This is a genomic window from Actinophytocola sp. (assembly GCF_036402745.1).
In the GTDB taxonomy this organism is placed as follows: Bacteria; Actinomycetota; Actinomycetes; order Mycobacteriales; family Pseudonocardiaceae; genus Actinophytocola.
Genome location: NZ_DASWSJ010000201.1, coordinates 45829 through 69572, shown reverse-complemented (window position 1 = coordinate 69572; position 23744 = coordinate 45829). Strand labels below are relative to the sequence as shown.

The 23744-nt window shown below is 70.4% G+C and carries 7 protein-coding genes; 4 read left to right on the top strand and 3 right to left on the bottom strand.

The window, feature by feature from the left end; genetic code table 11:
- Positions 1-28: 28 nt before the first annotated feature.
- The 4 genes from VGD70_RS19225 to VGD70_RS19210 all read left to right on the top strand — a co-directional run bounded on the left by VGD70_RS19225 (position 29) and on the right by VGD70_RS19210 (position 18256).
- Positions 29-2935 carry an AfsR/SARP family transcriptional regulator gene (locus VGD70_RS19225; protein WP_331083185.1) on the top strand — a complete coding sequence of 969 codons (2907 nt, stop codon included), beginning with the start codon at positions 29-31 and terminating at the stop codon, positions 2933-2935.
- 83 nt (positions 2936-3018) lie between these two features.
- The gene (locus VGD70_RS19220) at positions 3019-9345 is read left to right on the top strand and encodes an SDR family NAD(P)-dependent oxidoreductase (protein WP_331083183.1); all 6327 of its coding nucleotides are present in this window, start codon (positions 3019-3021) and stop codon (positions 9343-9345) included.
- Positions 9342-17246, top strand: coding sequence for an amino acid adenylation domain-containing protein (locus VGD70_RS19215; RefSeq protein ID WP_331083181.1), 7905 nt, complete (start codon positions 9342-9344; stop codon positions 17244-17246). The genes VGD70_RS19220 and VGD70_RS19215 overlap by 4 nt, the downstream gene beginning before the upstream one ends.
- Positions 17243-18256 carry a TIGR03617 family F420-dependent LLM class oxidoreductase gene (locus VGD70_RS19210; protein WP_331083180.1) on the top strand — a complete coding sequence of 338 codons (1014 nt, stop codon included), beginning with the start codon at positions 17243-17245 and terminating at the stop codon, positions 18254-18256. Before VGD70_RS19215 ends, VGD70_RS19210 begins: the two co-directional genes overlap by 4 nt.
- On the opposite strand, the gene VGD70_RS19205 is transcribed toward VGD70_RS19210, so the two are convergent.
- The 3 genes from VGD70_RS19205 to lanL form a co-directional block, all read right to left on the bottom strand.
- On the bottom strand, positions 18248-18937 hold the full coding sequence (locus VGD70_RS19205; RefSeq protein WP_331083178.1) for a hypothetical protein: 690 nt from the start codon (positions 18935-18937) through the stop codon (positions 18248-18250). The two genes, VGD70_RS19210 and VGD70_RS19205, sit on opposite strands and share 9 nt — an antisense overlap.
- Before the next feature lie 124 nt (positions 18938-19061).
- Positions 19062-20570, bottom strand: coding sequence for an MFS transporter (locus VGD70_RS19200; RefSeq protein ID WP_331083176.1), 1509 nt, complete (start codon positions 20568-20570; stop codon positions 19062-19064).
- Between the two features lie 262 nt (positions 20571-20832).
- Positions 20833-23556 carry a class IV lanthionine synthetase LanL gene (gene lanL / locus VGD70_RS19195; RefSeq protein ID WP_331083174.1) on the bottom strand — a complete coding sequence of 908 codons (2724 nt, stop codon included), beginning with the start codon at positions 23554-23556 and terminating at the stop codon, positions 20833-20835.
- Positions 23557-23744 lie beyond the last annotated feature (188 nt).

Sequence of the window (23744 nt, the reverse complement as noted above, 5' to 3'; positions counted from 1 at the left end):
GTAGGGGCGCGAAGGGGGCTTGCTGATCATGGATTCCCGGATCCTGGGGCCGGTGCGGGTACTGAACGGGGACCGGCCGGTGCCGGTGCCCACAGGCCAGCTGGGGACATTGCTGACCGTACTGTTGTTACGTGCCAACCAGGTCGTGACCATCCAGGAGCTGACCGACTACCTCTGGGACGAGGCTCCGCCGGAACGGCCGCGCGCGGCGATCCAGACCTATCTCGGGCGGCTGCGGCGGGTGCTGGGGGACGGTCAGGCCAGCATCCGGACCGTGCCGGGTGGGTACGTTCTCGACCTGGATCCCATGGAGCTGGATCTGGGTCGGTTCCGGCGGTGGGTGCGGCAGGCGTCCGACACGGCCGACCCCGACGCGCAGGTCGGTTTGCTGACCAGGGCGCTGGAACTGTGGCAAGGGCAGCCGCTCGGTGATGTGGAGGGACTGCTCAAGCGCGACCAGGTGTCGCTGGTCGAGGAGCGCCTGTACGCGCTGGAGCAGCTGATCAACGCCCAGCTCAAGCTGGGGCGGCAAGGCCAGGTGGTCGCCCAGCTGACGACGTTGACCAAGGAATATCCGCTGCGGGAGTCGTTCTGGGCGCTGTTGATGGTCGCGTTGTACCGGAGCGGGCGGGTGGCCGACGCGCTGCACGCGTATCGCACGCTCGCCCGCACGCTCGCCGACGAGCTCGGGATGGATCCCAGCGATGACCTGAAGCAGCTCCACCAGCAGCTGCTCAGCGCCGACCCACGGCTGTCCCCGTCGACCGAGCCGCCGGCACGTAACTACCTGCCGCGCGACCTACCGGACTTCACCGGGCGCAGACGCGAGCTCGACGTGCTGACGTCGATGCCCGCGGGCGGCGCGGTCTCCATCACGGCGATCGACGGGATGGCCGGCGTGGGAAAGACGGCGCTGGCGGTGCATGCCGCCCACCAGCTGGCCGCCGGCTATCCGGATGGCCAGCTCTTCCTTGATCTGCACGGATATTCCAGTGATCGGCCACCGGCCGAACCCGCTGCCGCGCTGGACGCGTTGCTGCGCCTGCTCGGCGTGTCCGGCGAGCGGATCCCCCGGCACCTCGAGGAGCGCGCGGCCCTGTGGCGGGCGGAGCTGGCCGACCGGAAGGTCCTGCTGGTGCTGGACAACGTGGTCCACGTCAGGCAGGTCACGCCATTGCTGCCGGCGGGCCAAGGGTGCCTCGTGCTGATCACCAGCCGCCGCAGGCTGGCCGAGTTGGACGCGGTCGAGTCGCTCACGCTCGACGTGCTGCCGCCGGACGACGCCGCGGAGCTGTTCACCCGGACAGCGGCCAGGTCCGAGGACGTCGCCGCGGTGACCGCGCTGTGTGGCTATCTCCCGCTGGCCATCCGGATGGTCGCCGGCCGGCTGCGCCACCGGCCGGCCTGGAGCGTCGAGGACCTGGTCCGCAGGCTGAGCGACGAGCGGTACCGGCTGGCCGAGCTGGCCGTGGGCGAGAGCAGCGTCGCGAGCGCGTTCCAGGTCTCCTACCGTCAGCTCAATCCCGAGCAGCAGCGGCTGTTCCGGCTGCTGGGGCTGCATCCGGGGCCGGACATCGACCGCCACGCCGCGGCGGCCCTGGCCGACAGGGCGGTTCGGGACACCGAGCGCCTGCTCGAGGACCTGGTGGACGTGCACCTGTTGATCCAGGACCGCGCGTTCCGGTACAGGTTCCACGACCTGATCCGCTGGCACGCGCACCGCTTGGCCGGCGACGACCAGGACTCGGCGCTCACCCGGTTGCTGGACCACTACCTGAACACCGCTCTCCTGGCCAACGAACTGCAGTACCCCGAGCGGCGGAGGGTCCAGGACGGCGTCGTGACCGGCTGGACGCCACCGCTCGGCCGGCCCACGGAAGCACTGGACTGGTTCGACACCGAGTACGACAACATCGCGGCACTGATCGCGCACGCCGCCGAACACGGCAAGCCCGGCCACGCGTGGCGACTGTCGTTCAGCGTCTGGGATGCGAGCCTGCGCTACACCGACATCGACGCGACGGTCGCGTTGAACAGGGTCGCCCTGGACGCCGCCCGTTCCGCGGGCGACCAGCGTGGCGAGGCCATGGTCCTGATCAACCTCGGCAGCGCCGCGGAACTGTCCGGCGAGCTCATACCGGCCGTCGACTACCTGCAAGCCGCGGCCGAACAGTTCCGCGGCGTGGGTGACCAGTACGGTGAAGGCGCGGCACTGGCCAACCTCGGCTACGTGCTGAGCTGCCTGGGGCACAACGAGTCCGCACTCGAGAACTACGAGCGGACGTCGTCGATCATGCGGTCGATCGGTCATCGGCGGGGCATCGCGAACAGCACGTGCGACATCGCGGACCACCTGCGGCGGCTCGGCCGGCTCGAGGAGGCCCTGCCGCTCTTCGCGGAGTCCCTGGCCATCCACGTCGAGCTCGGCAACGGCTGGGACGAGGCCGACACCCGCCGCAAGATGGCCGTCGCGCTCTATCACGACGGTCGCTTCGCCGACAGCGTCACGCAGGCGACTCGAGCGATGAACCTGTTCCGGGAGAACGAGGACCCGCTCGGCGAGGCGTATGCGGCCAACCGCGTCGGCCTCGCCTCCCGTGCGCTGGGGCTGCTCGGCGAGGCCGAGCGGTGGCAGCGGCACGCGCTGGCGCTCTTCTACGGTCTCAACGCCGAGCACAGCGCCGAGCTGCGCAACGACCGTGGTGACATCCACCGCTTTCTCGACGAACGCGACCAGGCGATGGACCAGTACCGCGCGGGCTTGGTGATCGCGCGCCGAACCAACGCCCTCCTGCAAGAGGCCCGTGCCTGCGAGGGCATCGCACACCTGAGTCCCGACCCGGACGGCGCGCGCCAGCACTGGCGGCGGGCGTTGGAGATCTACCTCGAGCTCGAGGTGCCGGACGCCGCCCGGATCAGCGCGTTGCTGAAGTGAGTGTGCGGTGACAGCGGACTGAGAGTGCGCTGTGTTTGCATGGCCCCGGTCGTAGTTCGCGTTCGCTCCTGGGGAAGAGGGCTGTGCGATTGAGAACGTCAACAGAGCCGATCGCGGTGATCGGGATCGGCTGCCGCTTTCCCGGCGCACGCGGCACCGATGAGTTGTGGCAACTGCTCCTCGACGGCGCCGAACACATTCGGGAGGTGCCCCCGGACAGGTTCGACATCGACGAGTTCCACGACAGCCGCCCGCAGACCCCGGGACGGGTGGCCACGCGGTACGGCGGCTTTCTCGACGACATCGACCAGTTCGATGCGGCCTACTTCCGGATCTCGCCGAGAGAGGCCGCTCAGCTGGACCCTCAGCACAGATTGTTGCTGGAGACCTCCGCCGAGGCGTTGCACGACGCGGGGTTGACGCGCGAGCTGCTGGCGGGCAGCCGCGCCGGTGCGTTCGTCGGACAGAGCTCCCGCAGCTATTGGGAACACCTGAGCGGCCGCGGAATTCTCGATGTCTACTCGACTCTCGGCACCATGGGCAGTGGTTCGTCCGGACGGCTCTCGCACGCCTTCGACCTGCGCGGGCCGAGCCTGTCGATCGACACGGCGTGTTCGTCCTCGCTCGTCGCGGTCCACCAGGCGTGCCGGAGTCTGCGCGGCGGAGAATGCGAGGTCGCGATCGCGGCAGGCGTCCAGCTGATCCTCAGTGCGGCGGACTCGATCGCCTACTCGCAGGGCAGCATGTTGGCGCCGGACGGCAGGTGCAAGTTCGGCGCGGCCTCGGCCGACGGGTTCGTCCGCAGCGAGGGCGTCGCCGCGGTCGTGCTCAAGCCGTACGCACGTGCCGTGGCCGACGGCGACCGGGTGCACGCGCTGATCCTCGGGTCCGCCGCGGGCAACGACGGAGGCAGTGACGCGGGCGTGTCGATGATGACCCCGTCCGAGAAGGGGCAGGTGGCAACGCTGCGCGCCGCCTACGCGGACGCGGACGTCGACCCTGCCGAGATCGGCTATGTCGAGGCGCACGGGACGGGAACGCCGGTCGGCGATCCGGTCGAGCTGCGGGCCATCGCGGAAGTGATCGGTGCGCGGCACTCGGCTGACCGCCCGGTTGCCGTGGGCTCGATCAAGACCAACATCGGGCACCTGGAAGCGGCAGCGGGGATGGCGGGGTTGATCAAAGCCGTTCTCTGCGTCCGCAACAGGTACATTCCGGCCAGCCTGCACGCTGACCAACTCACTCCGGCGCTCGACTGGTCGACGCTGCCGGTCGAGGTGGCCCGTTCGGCACGGCCGTGGCCGACAACTGGACGAGCTGTCGTGGGGGTCAGCTCGACCGGCATGTCGGGCACCAACGCACACGTCGTGGTCGGCGAGGTCCCGGCCGGGCAGGTGCGGTCGATGCCGCCTGCCGACGCGGGGACGGACCAGGCCAGGTTGCTGACCCTCTCGGCCCGCAGCGGCAAGGCACTCCAGGAGCTCGCGCAGTCCTATGTGGAGTTCATCGAGGCTGGTACGGCGTCGGTGCCCGACATCTGCCACACCGCCGGCGCTCGCCGGGACCACCACGAGCACCGGCTGACCGCCGTCGGCGCCACCTCCGCCGAACTGGTCGACAGACTGCGTGGGTTCCTCGCCGATACCCAGGTCCGGGGCCTCGCCGGCGCCGCGAAGGTGCGGGGCACGGCGCCACGGGTGGTGTTCGTGTTCCCCGGCCAGGGCTCGCAGTGGGTCGGCATGGCGCGCGAGCTGATCCGTACCGCGCCGATGTTCGCCGCGACCCTGGCCGAGTGCGACGCGGCCGTGCGGGCGGAGGCGGGCTGGTCGCTGATCGAGCGACTGACCACGGACGGGGAGCTCGCCTCGGTGGACGTCGTGCAACCGGTCCTGTGGGCGATCGAGGTCGCGCTCGCGGCGCAGTGGACGGCGTGGGGGGTGCGCCCGGACGTCGTGGTGGGGCACAGCATGGGCGAGGTGGCCGCGGCCTGCGTCGCCGGTGCGCTCTCCCTGCCCGATGGCGCCGCGGTGATCTGCCGGCGCAGTGCGCTGCTGGCCAAGGTCTCGGGTGCGGGTGCGATGGCCTCGGTGGAGCTCACCATCGAGCAGGCCGAGGCCGAGATCGCCCCGTTCGCCGACCGTGTCTCCGTCGCCGTCAGCAACAGCGCGGGGTCGACGGTGCTGGCCGGCGACCCGGAGGCGGTGGACGAGATCCTCGACGGGCTCGCCGCGCGGGAGATCTTCGGTCGCCGGGTGAAGGTGGACATCGCGAGTCACAGCCCGCAGATGGACGTGCTACGGGACGACCTGCTCGCCGAGCTCGACTCCGTGCGGCCGAAGGCGGGCGCCGTGCGCATGGTGTCCACAGTGGACCGTGCCGACGTGGCCGGAACCGAGCTCACGGCCGGCTACTGGGCGCGCAACCTGCGGGAGCCGGTCAGGTTCGGCGCGGTGACCAGGCAGCTCGCCGAGGAGGCGCCCTCGGTCTTCGTGGAGATCAGCCCACATCCGGTACTCGTGCCGGCCATCCAGGAGACGCTCGACGACGTCGGTGCGGGCAGTGTGGTCGCCTCCACTCGGCGCGACGAACCGGAGCTCGCCACCCTGCTGCACTCCGCGGGCCAGGTCCACCTGGCGGGTGTCCGGCTCGACTGGTCCGGGGTGAACCCCGGCAACCACGTCGCCCTCCCCGCTTACCCGTGGCAACGGGCACGCCACTGGTTCGCCGACCTCCCGACGTCCGAGTCCACAGTGGACACCGCGGTCGAGACGCCCGTCAGCTCGCACCCGTTGCTGAGGGGGTTCAGCAAGGACACCGAGGATCGGTGGGTCGGCAAGATCGACCCGACGGCCAACGCGTATCTGCGGGACCATCAGGTGCAGGGCGTGCCGGTGCTGCCCGGTGCGGCGTACGTGGAGCTCGTGCTCGCCGCGCTCGACAGCGGGCGGGGAACGGCCGAGCTGCGGGACTTCCAGTACCACAGCGCGATCTACCTCGACACGGCTCCCTCCATCCGGCTCGACATCACCGGGGATCGCGTCACGGTCGGCTCCCGGCCCACCGGCGCGACGGACTGGGTGACGAATGCGACCGGAACCGTCCGGTTCCACGAGGAGCAGGGACCGGTCACCGCTTCGGCGTATCTGCGCGGCGTCGCACGAGCGCACGTGAGTGGTGACGAGTTCTACGAGCGGTTCGCCACCGAGGGCAACCAGTGGCTCGGGGCGTTCCGCGGCATCGCGCGACTGTGGTGCGGCACGGACGAGGCGACGGCCCACATCAAGGCCCCGGCCTCGATCGCGAGCACGGTGCCGGGGCACGCCTTCCACCCGGCGCTGCTCGACGCCTGCTTCCAGGCGCTGCTGGGCGCGATCGACCCCGACGAGCTGGGCCACCACGGGTCGTCGGTCGTACTGGGTGGGTTCGACTCGCTACGGGTGTATGACAGCCCACGGGACTCAGGCCTGCGGTGCCGCGTGGTTCGGACCTCCAGCGGACGGCCGGACTCCTTCGCCGGCGACATCACGGTGCTGGACGAAGACGGGACGGTGCTTGCCGAGATTCGCGGCCTGTGGTCGAGGTATCTGGAGTCGGCCGTGGCGGGGGCCCCGGCGGCGCCGCCGGTGACCGCCGCCGTGCCGGTGCCCGCCGTGCGTGCGGCCGTGCCGGTGCCCGCCGTGCGCGCGGCGGCGGGTGGGTCGCGGGTCGAGGACCTGCTGTACGAGGTCCGGTGGGAGCCGGCGCCGCTGCCGTCCGCGGCCGAGCTGGGACGCGGCTACTGGCTCCTGTTCACCGACGCCGGGGGTGTCGGCCGGGATCTCGCGTCGCGGCTGGGCCCGGCGGTCGCCACCGTCGCCAAGGGCACCGGGTTCCGGGCGCTCGGCGAGGGCCGGTACGAGATAGACCCGGCCAACCCGGCCGACTATCGCGCGGTACTGGCGGCAGTGAACGCGGAGTTCGGTGATCTCTGGTGCCGCATCGTGCACCTGTGGAGCCTCGACACGGCCGGGCCGCTCGACACGTCTGCGGGCCGCAGCGTTCCGCACCTGGTCACGGCGCTCACCGAGCCGGCCGACCTGTGGCTGGTCACCCGGGGCGCGCAGCAGCTGGGCGGTGACCGGGCCGTGGCACCGGCGCAGTCGTTGGTGTGGGGGCTCGGCCGATCACTGGCGGCGGAGCGGCCCGACCTGCGCAGCGTGCTCGTCGACCTGCCCAGCGATACCCGCACCGCGGCCGAGCTGGTGCGCGAGGTGAGCGCCCGGGATGTGGGGGAGAACCAGATCGCGGTGCGTGCCACCGGCAGACATGTGGCCAGGTTGGCGCGCGGTGTGACGCCGCCGGACCGCCTCCGGCACCGGGCCGCGGAACCGCACGACGACCGCACCCCGGCCCGGTCGGCCACGCTCGAGCCGGGTCCGGGCGAAGTGGTGATCGACGTCGGTCATGCCGCTGTCTCGCCTGGTCAGTGCGATGACGGTAGGAAACTGGGCCGGGCGTGCGCCGGCACGATCGCCGCACTCGGCGCGGGCGTCGCGGGGCTGTCCGTGGGCGACACCGTGGTGGCGCTGGCGTCGGGAGCGATGCGTGCGCGGGTGATCGCCGACGCGCGCCTCGTGTTCCCCGCTCCCGCCCGGCTCACCGGGGCGGAGTCGGCCGCGGCACTCGGCGGCCACCTCACCGCCTACCTCGGCCTGCACGAGCTCGGGCGGCTGAAGGAAGGTCAGCGGGTGTTGATCCATTCGGCCGCCGGAGGGGTCGGGCTGGCCGCGGTCCAGTACGCGCGGACCAAGGGCGCCGAGGTCTACGCGACGGCGGGCAGCGCGCAGGAGCGGGCGATGCTGCGCATGCTCGGCGTCCGGTACGTCGGTGACTCCGGCGCTGCCGGCTTCGCCGACGAGATCCTCGCCGAGACCCGCGGGCGGGGAGTCGAGATCGTGTTCAACACCCAGGCCGAGCCGATCGAGCCGAGCCTCGCCACGTTGGCGCCCGGCGGCCGGTTCGTCGACGCCGCCAGGACCGACCCCGCGGCAGGCGGTCAGGTGAGCCTGGCGTCGTTCGGCGGGGGCCGCACGTACTCCGCACTCGATCTTCCGTACCTCGTCGGTGCGCGGCAGGACGACACGGCCGGGGCGATGCGGCACGTACTCGCCCTGCTCGGCTCCGGGCAGCTCGACCAGGTGCCGGGGGATACCCGGCAGGTCGGCGAGCCTGTGCCGGATTCCGCCGGGACGCGAGTCGACCACCGGGTCGAGATCCGGCCCGATGCCACCTACCTCGTCACCGGCGGCCTCGGTGGCCTGGGTACCTACGCCTGCCAGTGGCTGCTGGACAACGGGGCACGGCACGTGCTGGCGCTCGGCCGGTCACCGTCGGCGCGGCCGTTGGACGCTCGGATCGGCTACCAGCAGGTCGATGTGGCCGACGAGGCCGCTCTGCGGTCGGTCCTGCGGCAGCGCGAGGAGGCGGGGCTGCCGCCGTTGCGCGGGGTCCTCCACACGGCGGGCGTGCTCGAGTTCGCCGCCTTCGACGAGTACACCCCGCGGCACCTCGACGACATCCTGAACCCGAAGGTGGCCGGTGGCTGGGCGTTGCACCAGGCGACGCTCGGGTTGCCGCTGGACTTCTTCGTGCTCTACTCGTCGGGCACCTCGGTCTTCGGCTCGGCACATACCAGCGCCTACGCCGCGGCCAACGCCTATCTCGACGGGCTTGCCCAGCACCGCCGCCTCGCCGGCCTCCCGGCGACGAGCGTGAACTGGGGGTACTGGGCGGGCGCCGGCATGGTCGTGCGGCTCGAGGCCGAACACGGCAGGAGGATCCAGCCGGACGGCATCGTCGGTATGGGCCCGGAGGACGCCATGCCGGCCCTGCGCGAGCTGCTCGACCGGGACGCCGTGCAGGCCACGGTGGTCGCCGCGGACTGGCAGCGCTGGGCCGCCGCCGAGCCGGGTATGGCGCGGAACCCGCTACTACGCGCCATGCTGGGCAAAACCTGGGCGCGTGCGAGCGCCACAGCACCGACCACTGCGCCTGTCACGGCGCCGACCACAGGGCCTGTCACCGCGCCGACCACGGCGCCTGTCACGGAGCCGGCGGCCGAACCGGCGGCCGAACCGACGCCCGCGCGAGCCCAGAACGGCTCGGCGCCCGCCCCGGTGGAGGACCTTTCCCGGCTTCTCGCCGACGCCGTCTCCTCGGTGCTGGGCATGCCGACCCAGGAACTGGACCTGTCGGCTCCGCTCAACCACCTGGGCTTCGACTCGCTGATGGCGGGTCAGGTACGGGCCAAGGTCAAGGACGCGACGGGTGTACAGCTGCCGATCACCCGGATGCTCAGCGGCAAGTCCGTGACCGAGCTGGCGTCCGGCCTGGGTGAGCAGCTCGCATCGCCCGACGGGGGTAGTAAGTGAACGGTTCGAGGCGTACTCCTCTCACCGCCTACCAGCGAGACATCTGGACCGCCGCGGCCGGCTTTCCGGGACAGGCGAGCTACAACGTCGCGGGACGGCTCCGTTTCTCCCGGAAGATAGATATCGAGCTGATGGCCGACTGCGCGCGCAGAATGTTGGCGCGACACGACGGGCTGCGCCTCCGGTTCGGCGTCGAGGACGGTGTGCCGTACCAGTGGGCCGACCCCGATCCCCAGCCGGTGGAGATCGTCGACTTCTCGGCCGGGCCGGACCCTCGGGGCACCTGCGAAGCCTGGATGGACGAGATCGCGCTCGAGCCGATCGACCTGACGCGCGGTCAACCGTGCCGCGTGGCGATCGTGGTGGAAAGCGTCTCCGTGACGTACTTCTTCTTCCGCGCCCACCACCTTCAGTTCGACGGCACGGCCGGGTTCGTGGCCCTGACACAGATGTTGCTGGACTACGAAGCCGTCTCGCACGCCGGAACGACACCGGATCTGCCGAACTCGTCGTATCTCGAGTACGTGGATCGCGAGCAGCGGTTTCGGTCCTCTCGGGAGTGGTCGGACTCCGTCGACGCGCTACGTGCGAGGTTGGCCGGGGTGGCTCCCGCGCTGTTCGCGCGCCCGGCGAACAACCCGGCCGCCCGGCCCGAACGGTTCGCTCGGCACAGCTTCACCATCGACCGGTCCACGTTCGATCGGCTCAACGGTGGCGCGCACACGTTCTACGCCCAGCTGGTCGCGGCCGTGGCCACCTATCTGGGGCGCATACACTCGGCCGACGAGGTTGTCGTGGGAATTCCGTTCGACAACCGGGGAGACCCGCGCGACGCACAGGTCGTCGGAAACCTCGCGAACACCGTTCCCGCGAGAATTCGGGTGGCGGACTGTGGCTCGATGGCCGAGTTGGTGGCGCAGGCGCAGGACGAGGTCCTCTCGGTCAAGCAACACGAGAGCATCGCCCTCGGTGACCTGATGCGGGAACTGTCGAAAAGCGGCGTGCGAGCGCGGCAGCTGTTCGACGCGACCGTCACCTACACCCGGATGCCCGACGTCGCCAGCCTTGTCGACTTCGTCGACGAGTGGCGGGGCTGGCCGCACGGCCACACCCCCTACCCGCTCGCGTTCGCCGTCCGCGAGTACGGACGGACGAGCGACGTCGCCGTTGAGATCGACTACGACGTCAACGTGTTCGATGACGACCTCCCGATCGAGTCGGTCGGACAGCACATCATGGCCCTCCTGCGGGGCGGCCTCGACCAGCCCGACGAACCACTCGATCAGCTTCCGATGCTGTCACCACGCGAGCGCGACGAGCTCGTCGAGGGCCGGAACTCGACGGCGGTTCCTTATCCGGCAACGGAAACGGTGCACGGCCTGTTCGAACGGCAGGCCGGCTCGACGCCGGAACGAGTCGCCGTGGCCTGGGCCGACGGCACCGTGAGCTACGCCGAGCTCGATGCAAGGGCCAACCAGCTGGCCCGGGCCCTGCGCGAGCAGGGGGTCCGGCCGGGGGACCGGGTCGCGGTGGCGATCGAACGCAGCCCCGAGCTGATCGTCGCGCTGCTCGCCACGATGAAGTCGGGCGGGGCGTATGTGCCCGTCGATCCCGGATACCCGGCCGAGCGCATCGAGCTCCTGCTGACCGACAGCCGGGCGAGCGTCGTGCTGGCCCGCGGGCAGACACCGATCGACGCGCCGCCGGGTACGACGATCATGCAGGTCGACGAGTCGCGCTCGATGCCGACCACGGCGCTGGAGCCCGCCGCCACCGCACACGACCTCGCCTACGTCATCTACACGTCCGGCTCCACCGGCCAGCCGAAGGGGGTGATGGTCGAGCACCACTCGGTGGTCAACCGGCTGGCGTGGATGCAGAAGTTCGCCCCGCTCGGTCCGGACGACGTCGTCCTGCAGAAGACGCCGAGCTCGTTCGACGTCTCTGTCTGGGAGTTCTTCTGGTGGGCCGTCGAAGGCGCGCGGGTGGCCCTGCTCCGCGCCGGCGGCGAGAACGACCCACGCGAGATCCTGCACTGCGTGGAAGCCCACAACGTGACGGTCGTTCACTTCGTGCCCGCCATGCTGGCGCCGTTCCTCGATCTGCTGGACCGCCGGCCCGAGCTCGTGTCGAGTGCGCGCTCCCTGCGGACCGTCTTCTGCAGTGGGGAAGCCCTGCCGGCGCGGTTGGTCGAGCAGTTCAACCGGATCTTCCATACCTCCGCGAACGATCACCCCCGGCTCGTGAACCTGTACGGGCCGACCGAGGCCACCGTCGACGTCTCGTACCACGAGTGCCCCGGCGATCCGGCGGTTCCGGTTACCCGGGTACCCATCGGCCGCCCGATCGACAACACCCGGCTCTATGTGCTGGGCACCGACGGTCAACCTCAGCCGGTCGGCGTCGCGGGTGAACTGTGCATCGCGGGAGTCGGTGTGGCGCGCGGGTATCTCGGCCGGCCCGAGCTGACCGCGGAGAAGTTCGTCAAGGATCCCTTCCAGCCGGGCCGGCGCATGTACCGGACGGGAGACCTGGCGCGCTGGCTGGCCTCCGGGGAGCTGGACTACCTGGGGCGAACCGACCACCAGGTCAAGATCCGCGGCAACCGGGTCGAGCTCGGTGAGGTGGAGCACGCGCTGTCCTCGATGCCCGGAGTACACGATGTGGTGGTCGTCGACGTCCGGCCACCCGACCGCGGTACCTACCTGACCGGCTACTACGTCGCGGACCACGCCATCCCGGTCGACGAGCTGAGAAGGCACCTGGCGCAACGGCTTCCGCAGTTCATGATCCCGGCGCAGTTCGCTCGGCTCGACACAATACCCTTGCTGCCCAACGGAAAGGCCGACCGGAAGAACCTGTCGTCGACCACGGCCGGCACCACCGCGAAGCGGGTCGAACCGCGCACGGCACTGCAAGAAACGCTGGCCGAGATCTGGTCCGAGGTGCTCGACACCGAGTCGGTCGGCATCGACGACAACTACTACAACCTCGGCGGCGACTCGATCCTGGTGCTGCGCATCTGCGCGCTGGCGGAGCAGCAAGGCCTCGACCTACGACCGCACGACATCGCCGAGCGGCCGACGATCGCCGAGCTCGCCGCGGAACTGTCGGGCCGAGCCGCGGTGGTCCGCACGAGCCACGGGGTGGCTCCGTTCGCGCTGGTGTCCGGTGCCGACCGGCCGAAGGTCGCGCACGCCGCGGACGCGTATCCGGTGACGCGACTGCAACTGGGCATGCTGTTCCACAGCCGGGAACACGAGGGCTCGACGCTGTACCACGACGTGTTCCGGTACAGGTTGCGGATGGACTGGCACGAGAAGGCCTTTCGGGCGGCATTGGCGGGGCTGGCCGCGCGGCACCCGGCGTTGCGGACGTCGTTCCAGCTGGGCGGCCTCACCGAGCCCATGCAACTCGTGCACCACGACGTCGCGCTCCCGCTCGATGTCACCGACGTCCGAACCGAGGACGCCGACGCGGTGGACGCGCGAGTGCGGGCGCAGCTCGAACGGTGGCGGCGAATGAGCTACCGGCTGGACCGGGCGCCGCTGTACCACGTGCACGTCTTTCCCGCGGCGGACACCGTCGACGTGGTGCTCGCCTTCCACCATGCCCTTTTCGACGGGTGGAGCGCGGCCACCCTGATCTCGGAACTGCTCCAGGACTATCTGCACCGCTGCGGCCGCGACGTTCCCGCCGTGGCCGACGGCGACGTACCCGGCTATGCCGACTTCGTCGCCGCCGAACGGGAGGCGCTGGAATCGGCGGAGAGCCGGGTCTACTGGCGCGACCTGCTGGCCGGATCGCGCGCCACGACCCTCAGTGGGTTCCGGCGGCACGAACCGCGCGAACCCGCTGATCGCACCTCCGTCTGGCACGACCTGCCGGCCGAGGTCCACGACGAGCTGCGTGCTTTCGCACTGGCACGGGGCCTGCCGGTGAAATCGGTGCTGTTCGCCGTGCACTGCCTGACGCTCCGCCTGTTCTCCGGAGCGTCCGTCGTCACGACCGGGCTGGTGAGCCACGGCCGTCAGGTACGCATCGGCGCCGAACGGACCGTCGGCCTGTACCTGAACACGATGCCGGTCAGGGTCGGTACCGCGGCCGCGAGTTGGCGCGACGTGGTCGAGTTGGTGTTCGCACAGGAGCGCGCCTCGGCGAGACACAACCGGTATCCGCTGAGCGCGATTCAGGACGATCTCGGTGGTGAACCGGTGCTGGAGACGTCGTTCAACTATGTCGACTTCCATCAGCTGAACCCGGTCCTGCATGATTTCGCCGGCGTTGAGCTGCTCGACGTCGAGGTCCGCGAGGACACCAATTTCCTGCTCGCGGTCACGGCGGGCGTCGACCCGCGCTCCGGCAGCATGTCGGTGCGTGTCGACGGCAACCCCGAGTCGATCACCGTCGACCAGGCAGACCTCTACGCACGTACCTATCTGGACATTCTCGGCAGGCTCACCCAGGTGCCGGACGAGCGGATCGACTACGGCTTTCTCCCGGACCGGTCGCCCGTTTTCGAGAGCGTTGTCGAGAGCGTTGTCGAGAGCGCGCCCGAACTGGTGGACGTGGTCACCCAGTTCGAGCGGCAGGCCCGCAGCACACCGGACGCGATCGCCGTCGTCGACGGCGAACGCAGGTGGGCCTACCGGCAGCTGAACGACTCGGCCGACCGTGTGGCGCAGCGACTGCGTTCGTGCGGCGCGCCGAAGGGCAGCCGGATCGGTATCGCGCTCGACCGCTCGCCGGAGTCGATCGCCACGGTCCTGGGCATCGCCAAGGCAGGGGCGGCGTGCGTTCCGCTGGACGTCACCTACCCGGCGCAGCGGCTCGCCGACATGCAGGAACAGGCGCGACCGTTCCGGGTCGTCGTCTCGCCGGAGTACGCCGGCCTCGTGGCCGACCCGCAAACGGCTCTGTTGATCTCCGACGTCCTGGACACCGAGCCGCGGCCTGCGGACGAGAGCCCGGCCACCGGTGTCGGGTTGGCCGACATCGCGTACGTGTTGTTCACCTCGGGCTCCACCGGCCGGCCCAAGGGTGTCGCCATGCCACATCGTGCCCTGGCGAACATGGTGACGTGGCAGCTGACCGCGTCCAGCGGCCTGATCGACGGCCGGGCACCGCACACCCTGCAGTTCGCGCCGCCGTCGTTCGACGTGTCGTTCCAGGAGATCTACGCCACGCTCTGCGGAGGCGGCACCGTGCATCTCGTCGCCGAGCAGGATCGGCGTGATCCGGTCGCCTTGCTGCGCCTACTCGACCGATCCGGCGTCGAACGGGTGTTCCTGCCCTATGTCGCGCTCCAGCAGCTCGCGGTGACCGCGCAGCGGTTGTCCTTCGTACCGAGCAGGCTGCGGATAATCGCACCCGCCGGCGAGCAGTTGCGCGTGACCGACGAGATCCGCGCACTGTGCAAGGCGATGCCGGACGCGATCCTCGAGAACCAGTACGGCCTGACCGAGACCCATCTGGTCACCGCGTACACAATGGACGGTGACCCGGACACCTTCCCGGAACTGCCGCCGATCGGACCGCCGGTCGACGGCGCCGTCGTTCGCCTGCTCGACGAGCGACTGCGGCCGGTGCCGGACGGTGTGCGTGGCGAGATCTATCTCGGCGGCAACAGCCTCGCCGAGGGCTACGAGGGGCGCCCCGACCTCACCGACGAGCGATTCGTCCAGGACCCGTGCGGCCCGGCCGGTTCCCGGCTGATCCGCTCGGGCGATCTGGGCCGGCGACTGCCCGGCGGCGCGATCGTGTGCGATGGCCGAACCGACCGGCAGGCGAAGGTACGCGGGTTCCGGGTCGAGCCTGCCGAGGTGGAGCTGGCGATCCTCGAGAGCGACCCCGGAGTGCGCGAGGCGGCGGTGGTCGTCCAAACAGGACGCGGCAGCGGTGCGGCCGACGGTGACTCCTTCCTCACCGCGTTTCTGGTCGGCGAAGAGGAGGCCGTCGACCTGGAGGCGCTGCGCCGCACGTTGCGCACGAGGCTGCCCGACTACCTCGTTCCGAAGTATCTCGAGTGGCTGGCCACGATGCCGCTTACCCCGAGCGGCAAGAGGGCGGACGCCGAGTTGGTCCGCCGTCGACCTGGGGTGACCAGGCGACCTGACTACGTGGCGCCGCGCGATCCGCGGGAACGGGCGATCGCCGACATGATGTCGGAGATAGTCGGCGTTGCGCGGGTCGGCGTGCACGACGACTTCTTCGCGCTCGGTGGAACCTCGTTGAGCGTGATGCGGCTGGTGGTGACGATAGAGAACCGCTTCGGCGTGGAGATGTCCATCTCGAAGTTCGCGGCAGCGCCAACGGTGGCCGAGTTGGCGACCCAGCTGCGCGGTGAACGCGCCGAGGACGCCTATGACCCACTGGTGGCGATTCGGCCGGGTGGTACGCGCCCACCGATATTTCTCGTGCACCCGATCGGCGGAAGTGTGTTGCCGTACGTCGCGATAGCGCGGCACCTGCCGGACGACCAACCGCTGTATGGGCTGCAGGCAGCCGGGATCGAGCCGGGGACGCGGCCTCTCACGTCGTTCGCGGACATGGCCCGGAGTTATGTGGATGCGATCAGGCGAGTGCAGCCGCAAGGCCCGTACAACATCGGCGGCTGGTCACTCGGCGGGACGATCGCGTTCGAGATGGTGCACCAGTTGGTCGCCGGTGGCGACGAGGTCGACAACGTCATCCTGATCGATCCCATGGGCGTGCGAACCTCGGACCTGGCGGCAGTCGACGGCGATCTGCTCCACGACTGGTTCATGTGGGAACTGCTGTGGCCGGACCGGGGCGCCGCCGCGCCACCAGTGTCGTTTCCGGCACGGGCCGATACCGAAGAGGCGAAACTGCGGTTCGTCCTCGAGCAGGCGATAGCGAACGGTGTGCTACCCGGTGGTGCGTCGATCAATCTGGTGCGCAGGCTGTTCGGCGTGTTCAAGGCGGTGATCCCCGCCAGCGCCGGCTACCGGCCACGGCCGGTGTCGACCGATCTCACCGTGCTGAACGCCGTGCGTCCACTGCCCGACATCCTGGCTCGAACCCTTGCCTCGGCGGGAAACCTGAACCAGAGCGCTGCGGAGAAGTGGCGCGAACTGACCACGGGTCACGTCGACCTGGTCGACATACCGGGTGACCATTTCACCATAATGGAAGAGCCGAACGTGCAGCACGTGGCCGGGGAGATCGCCAAGTCGATGGCGAACCGCACCCATCTCGCGGCAACCAAGGCCACCGAATCGGCGAGGCGTCGCGCCGTGCGGGTCGAGCATCCGGTCGACGGCGTTGCGCTGGTGACGTTGGACCGCGCCGAGTCCCTGAACGGAATCGACGGCGCGATGGCCGACGAGCTGGTCGAGGTCTTCGCCGGGCTCGCCGCCGACGAGGTGGTCTCGGTGGTCGTCGTGACCGGTGCCGGCCAAGGCTTCAGCGTCGGCGCCGGCCTGCCCGCCGGCCGGGAATCCTCACCGGTCGAACTGACTCGGCGAGTCAACCTGGCGGTGGTCGCGCTGAACCGGCTGCCGCAGTTGACGATCGCGGCGGTCAACGGTCCCGCGATGGGAGCAGGGTGGGGGCTGGCGATGGCCTGTGACATCAGGGTCGCCGGCCCGACCGTCCGGTTCGGCGCCCCGCTCGCGCGGGTGGGAGCCGGCCCGGACTCGGGACTGTCCCACACTCTCCCGCGAACGATCGGGTACGCCCGGGCCGTGGAGCTGCTCGCGACAGGACGCATCGTCCATGAGGACGAAGCCGTGCGCCTCGGGCTGGTTTCCTCCGTGGTCGGCAATCCGGTGGAGGAGGCGATCGGCCTCGCGAGCACGATCGCCGCGGCGCCGGTCCAGTCGGTGCGATCTGTCAAGAGCACCGTTCAAGCGGCATCGATGGGATACGCCTCAGCATGAAGATCGACTCCGGCGAGGATGCGAAGACAGTCACACGGGCGATAGAGGTGATCGTCGAGGCGGAGAAAGCCGACTTCGACGGGGGGATGGTCGCCGAGACACGGTTCGACCCTTTCCTGCTGCTGACCGCGGCGGCGGCCCGGACGTCGCGGATCGAGCTGATCACGGCCGTCGCCATCGCCTTCGCGCGAAATCCCATGACCGTCGCCATGCAGGCGAACGATCTGCACGAGCTGTCCGGAGGCCGGCTCGTGCTCGGCCTCGGGTCGCAGGTCGAAACGCACATCACCCGGCGGTTCAGCATGCCGTGGGCCAGTCCGGCTGCCCGGTTGCGGGAGTTCGTGCTCGCCGTCCGGGCGATCTGGCGCTCCTGGGAGACCGGCGAGCGGCTCAGCTTCGCCGGCGAGTTCTACACGCACAACCTGATGACACCGATGTTCGCCCCCGGCCCCAACCCGCACGGAAATCCCAGGATCTACCTCGCCGCGGTCGGCCCGACCATGACCGAGATGGCGGCCGAGGTGGCCGACGGCATGGTGTGCAGCCCCGCCACCACCGAGCGCTACCTGCGCGAGGTGACCATGCCGGCGGTCGAGCGCGGCCGGTTGAAGGCTGGCAAGTCGGCGGCCGGTTTCGAGATCTGCTGCGCGGCGGTCACGGCGAGCGGCTCGACACCCGCGGAGATCGACGCGGCGATGACCTCGGCCCGTGCGCGGGTCGCCTTCTTCGGCTCGACGCCCACGTATCGCGCGGTCTTCGGCCTGCACGGGTGGGCGGAGCTGCACGAAGAGCTGTACGGACTGTCCGTGCTCGGCCAGTGGGACGAGATGACGGCGTTGATCGACGACGAGGTACTGCACACCTTCGCCGTGGTCGGCACGCCCACGGAGGTCGCGACGGAGGTGACCAGACGCTACGGCGACATCGCCCACCGGGTCGGCCTCACCGGCACAGAGGCGACCGACCCGGCCCGGTGGACGCGGACCCTCGCCGCCATCCGGTCACGCTGACCCCAGTACGTTGACGGCGCGGGCCACGACCAGAACGACCACCGCCAGGGCGATCGCGGCCTGGATCATCATGATCATTTTGGCCCAGCGGGACAACGGCAGCACGTCCGTCGGGCTGAACGCTGTCGTGTTGGTGAAGGACAGGTACAGGTAGTCGGCGAAGTACGGCTCCCAGTCCGGGTGCGCCAGCTCGGGGGTCTGCATCTGCGCGAACAGGAAGTCCGGGTACGTGCGCGACGCCGCGGCGCGGGCGGCCGGGCCGCCGCGGTCGAGCTCCCAGTAGACCATGGCGAAGGCCAGCACGTTGGTGCCCCAGATGGCGGCTCCGACCTCGAGCAACTCCGCCGCGCCGACCGACCGGCCGCCGACGAGCTGAAGCACCAGCAGCACCGCCGACCAGCCGTTGGACAACCCCACCACCACGGTCAACGCCAGACTCACACCGCGCAGCACCGTCGACTCGCGGTCCACGCGGAACGGGTTCGCCACCATCAGCGCGGCCAGCAGCACGATCTCGAGGACGGGCAGCACGTACCGGGCCTGCGGCACCATCGAGTCGGGCAACATCAACTGGAGCACGACCACGACCACCACGGCCAGCGCGGCCGGCCAGCGGTGCTCGCCGCGGGTGCGGCGCAACCACGCGGGCCGGTGCGTGGTGCCCTCGTCCTTCATCTGCATCCGCCGAGTCTCGCCCGCCCGCGACGACCGTGCCACACGCGCCACGGTGGGCCACCGAACCGCCGGCGGTACTCGCGGCCGAGGTGCGACGTGCTTTTCCTAGCCCCGGAGCGCGGGCGATCGGTCAGGTGGAGAAGGGGGAGGACGCTCCTTCCGCGCGGGTGCGGCCGCGGCGGCCGGTCGCCGAGAGGGGGAGGGCGATCTCCTCGAGCGACTTGCCCTCCGCGTCCACGGCGAGGAAGCGGGCGACCAGGCCGCCGGCGATCATGATGGCCGCGCCGAGCAGGTAGCCGATGAACAGCCGGATCGGGTGGTCGCCGTTGCCGATCAGGGCGCCGTAGATGACCGGGCCGAGCGCGCCGAAGCACTGCGCGATGGCGAAGAACACCGCGATCGCCTTCGCGCGCACCTCCAGCGGGAAGATCTCGCTCACCGTGAGGTAGGCGGCGCTGGCGCCGGCGGAGGCGAAGAAGAAGATCACACACCACGCGATGGTCTGGGTGATCGCGTTGAGCGCCCCGGCGTAGAACAGCGTCGCCGTGATCGCGAGCAGGACACCGGAGATGATGTAGGTGCTCGCGAGCATGGTCCGGCGGCCGATGGTGTCGAACAGGTGCCCGATCGTGAGGGGACCGACCAGGTTGCCCAACGCGAACGCGATCAGGTAGATCGGCGTGGCTTCCGAGGACACCCCGTAGAACTTGCCGAGCACCAGCGTGTAGGTGAAGAAGATCGCGTTGTACAGGAACGACTGGCTGATCATCAGCGAGGCGCCCAGGATCGCCCTGGTCGGGTACTCCCGGAACAGCACCCTGGTCAACGCGGCGTAGCCGATGTCCTCGGCCGGCGTCACCTCGATGGCTTTGCTCTCGTCGACCGGAGGCAGGGTGTAGCCGGCCTGCTCGACCTCGCGCTCGATCCGGGTGATCGACTCCTCGGCCTCGTGCGCCTTGCCGTGCATGATCTGCCACCGCGGGCTCTCCGGCAGGTGCCGGCGCACCAGCAGGATCACCAGACCCAGCACGGGACCGATCAGGAAGCCGAGCCGCCACCCGAGCGACAGCTCGATCCTGTTCAGCAGGATGAACGTGCCGATGGTGCCGAGCACGGCGCCGGCCCAGTAGGTGCCGTTGACGGCGATGTCGACCCGGCCCCGGTAGCGCGCCGGGATCAGCTCGTCGATCGCGGAGTTGATCGCGGCGTACTCGCCGCCGATGCCCATGCCGGCGATTACCCGGGTGGCGTAGAGGAAGATCACCCAGCCCGCCCCGTTGCCGAGGGTCAGCGCGGTGAGACCGCTGCCGATCAGGTACACCGCCAGCGTCAGCATGAACAGGTTCCGGCGGCCCAGCTTGTCGGACAGGTTGCCGAAGAACAGCGCGCCGACCACCTCGCCGGCCAGGTAGACCGTCGCCAGCAGCCCGACCGCGGTCGAGGACAGGTTGAGGGTCTCGGGCTTGGTCAGCGTGTCGGCGACCGCGCTCGCGACCGTGATCTCGAGGCCGTCGAGGACCCAGGCCACCCCCAGGGCGACCACCATCCGGGTGTGGAACTTCGACCAGGGCAGCCGGTCGATCCGGGCCGGGATGAGGGTGAGCACCGGGGACGGTGCCGCATCGGGCGTTGCCGCCATGACGACCTCCTCGGAAGCAGGACGAGCCTTTCCGCCTTACCCCGAGCCCGAGCACTCAAACTCACTCGCCGGCCCGCGACCAAGGGCCGTCCGCCGCCGCGACGGCGCACGGCCCTTGTCGTCACCGTCGGTTACCACTCACAACCGTTGGTCACGAGCAACATCGACGACCAGCAGCCGGTGCAGCAGCCCGTGCTCAGCGCGGGCTCCTGGCCCGTCGTTTCCACGGCCGGCATCAGGTCGAGCTCAGGCGCGTCCAAATTCACCGTGTCATCCCTCCCTCCATCTGTGCGGTGACCGCCGGCGCGGATGTCGCCGGCGAGCCGATGAGCGGGCGCTCCCCACCGTGGCGCAGCCGCAGCAGGAAGGAGAGCGCGCCCGCGTAGCCGTTGCCGAACGAGGCGCCCACGTTGCCGCTCTCGTCGGGGGTGAGCCGGCGGCCGCCGCGCACCACCGTGCGGGCGGCGATGACCTCGGCGGTCTCCTCGGCCCAGTCGCGGTAGCGCGGCTCGCCGAGTACCTGGGCGCAGTCGAGCAGGAAGTCCCCATCCGAAGCCAGGCCGTGGCACCACACCGGGTGTGCGGTCCAGTTCGCGCACCGGACGGCGACCGCGGCGGCCTCGGCCAGCTCGCGGGCCGTCGCGGAGCCGGTGGCCACGAAGTAGCGGAGCAGGAACGTGCCGACCCCGGTGGACCCGTTGCACAGCCCGGTCAACCGGACGGCGTCGGCGTTCTCGTCCGGTTCCCCACCCGCCCAGAACGCCGCCGCGCCATCGCGATCCACCACGCCGGCAAGGGTCTCCGCGCAGCGCCGGGCGACGTCGGCATACCGCTCGTCACCGGTGCCGCCGGCCGCGTCCAGCAGGAAGCTGCCGATGCCGGCGACCCCGTGCGCGAAGCCCCAGTGCACCTCCCCGGCGAGCGTCGACTCCCCGGTCGCCGTCCAGCTGACCCGAGCACCGTCGGCCCGCATCGCGCCGAGCACCTCCTCCGCGCACCCCCGCGCCCGGTCCAGCAGCTCGGGGGAACCCGTGGCGCGCCACAGCCGCAGCAACGCGAGGCCGGCACCGGCCAGCCCGTGGAACACGTCCGGGACCGGCCACCGCGTCGGCAGCCGGTGCGCCAGCCCGAGTCCGGCGTCGCTGATCGAGGCGTCGCCGAGCAGTTCGCCCGACTCGAACAGGGTGACCGCGGTGCCGGCCCGGCCGAACAGCAGGCCGGGCAGCACCTTGGCCTCGGCGCCGAGCCGGCCGACGATCCACCGCGCGGTGCTGTCCACAGTGGACAGCGGGACCGGTTCCCCGGCTCGCACCGCCTGGTTCAGCACCGCCAGCACGCCCGCCGCGCCGAGCTGGACCGAGCACGGGTCGTACCGGCGCCCCGCGACGGTCGGCCGCCACAGCCATCGTGCGTCCGGTGTCATCGTCTCGCCGATCGCCGCGAGCATGTCCTCGATCAGCCCGTCCACCGACAGCGGTGAAATAGGGAGCGGTGAACCAGGCGGCGGCGAACCAGGCGGCGGGTCAACAGGCTGCGGCGAACCAGGCGGCAGGTCAACGGGTTCCCGCAAGCGGGCGCGCACGTCGGCCAGCGACGGCCGCGCGGCCGGGTCGTCGGCGAGCAGCTCCGTGATCACCGGGCGCAGCGCCGCGACGACGGGGTTGCGCACCGCCATCCGCTCGACCAGGTCGACCACCCGGGCGCCTTCGGCCGTCGGCGGATGCGACCCGGACGCCAGATACATCAGCGTGGCGCCGAGGCCGTAGAGATCGGCGGTGACAGCCGGCGCCGGGGCGACCAACCGCGTTCTGGCGATCTCCTCCGGGGCCGTGTACGCCTTGGTGGTCAGCCGGACGGTGACCTCCCACGACCGCAGCGCCGACTCCAGGTCGATCAGCACCAGCCGGCCCTCGTCGGTGACCATGACGTTGTTCGGGGTGAGGTCCCCGAGCACGTACCCGGCCGCGTGCACCTCGGCGATCAGGTCGACCAGCTGGGTGGCCAGGTCCAGCACCACGGAGCTGTCCATGGCCAGTGCGCCCGACGCGGTCGGCCGGAGGTTGCGCGCCACGAAGCGCCGCAGCGGCACGCCGGAGACCTTCTCCACGGCGACGAACATGTCGCCGTTCTCGTTGAGCAGCCCGAGAAGTCGCGGGGTGGCGCCGATCGGCCCCAGCGCGTCGAGCGTCCTGGCCTCGGCCCGCGCCCGGTTGAGCGAGTCGGTGCCGTCCACGGCGGCCGCGGTGAACCGGCGGAACCGCTTGAGGATCACCTCGGTGCCGGTCTCGGTGTCGGTGGCCAGGTAGACCCCGCCGCGGTTGGACTGGCGGATCGCCTCGCGCACCTGGAAACGCCCGCCGATCCGCACCGACCGCGGCACCTTCGCCGGTTCGATGTGCTTGTCCTGGAACGGATCGCTCAGCCAGTCCGGCACCGGGCGGCCGATGCCGCGCCGGTCGACGACCACGTCTCCGTTGCCGTCACGCAGGATCGGGGCGTACTCGCCGTCGTCGGTCAGCGTGGTCTCCCGCACGAACGGTCCGTACCGGTAGAAGACCTGGGAGCTCGACCGGAACCTGCGGTCGGTCAGGATGAGCTGACCCGGCAGGCCGAGGGTGGCCTCGTGCAGCGCCGCCGCGACCCGCACCGCGTGCTCGTCGTCAACCGGATACGCGGTCACGAACTTGCCCGCCGAGGTGCGGTCCGCGTTCGGCTCGAGCAGCAGCTGCAGCTGCCGCATGGTCTTCGCGAACTTGAACGCGCACCGGTGTTCGGCGAACACCTCGACACACCGCGACAGCACGACGCACGCCGACAGCGGTGTCGCCGGCACATGAAGTTTCCAGCCCTGCTTGGGAGTTCGGCGACCGGCCGGCCGCACGTAGTGCCAGAACTCGTCGATGGTGTGCCGCCATGCCCACGGATCGTGCCGCCCGAGTGCCGCGTCGGAACAGTCCGCGAGCAGGTCGGCGTCCTCGTGCATCATCGTTGTCTGCCCCCTACCACTCGGTAAGCAGAGTCCCGAGAACGCGCCCTGATACCCGGGATTCCGATTCCCGCCCATAGGGGCACCCCGATGGGACCCATCGGGGCCACATTGCCCGGATCGTGTATTTCGGAGGTGTGGTCGCTCCCTTGTCTGATGGCTTTGTCCGCAGAGCACACCGAGGGAGA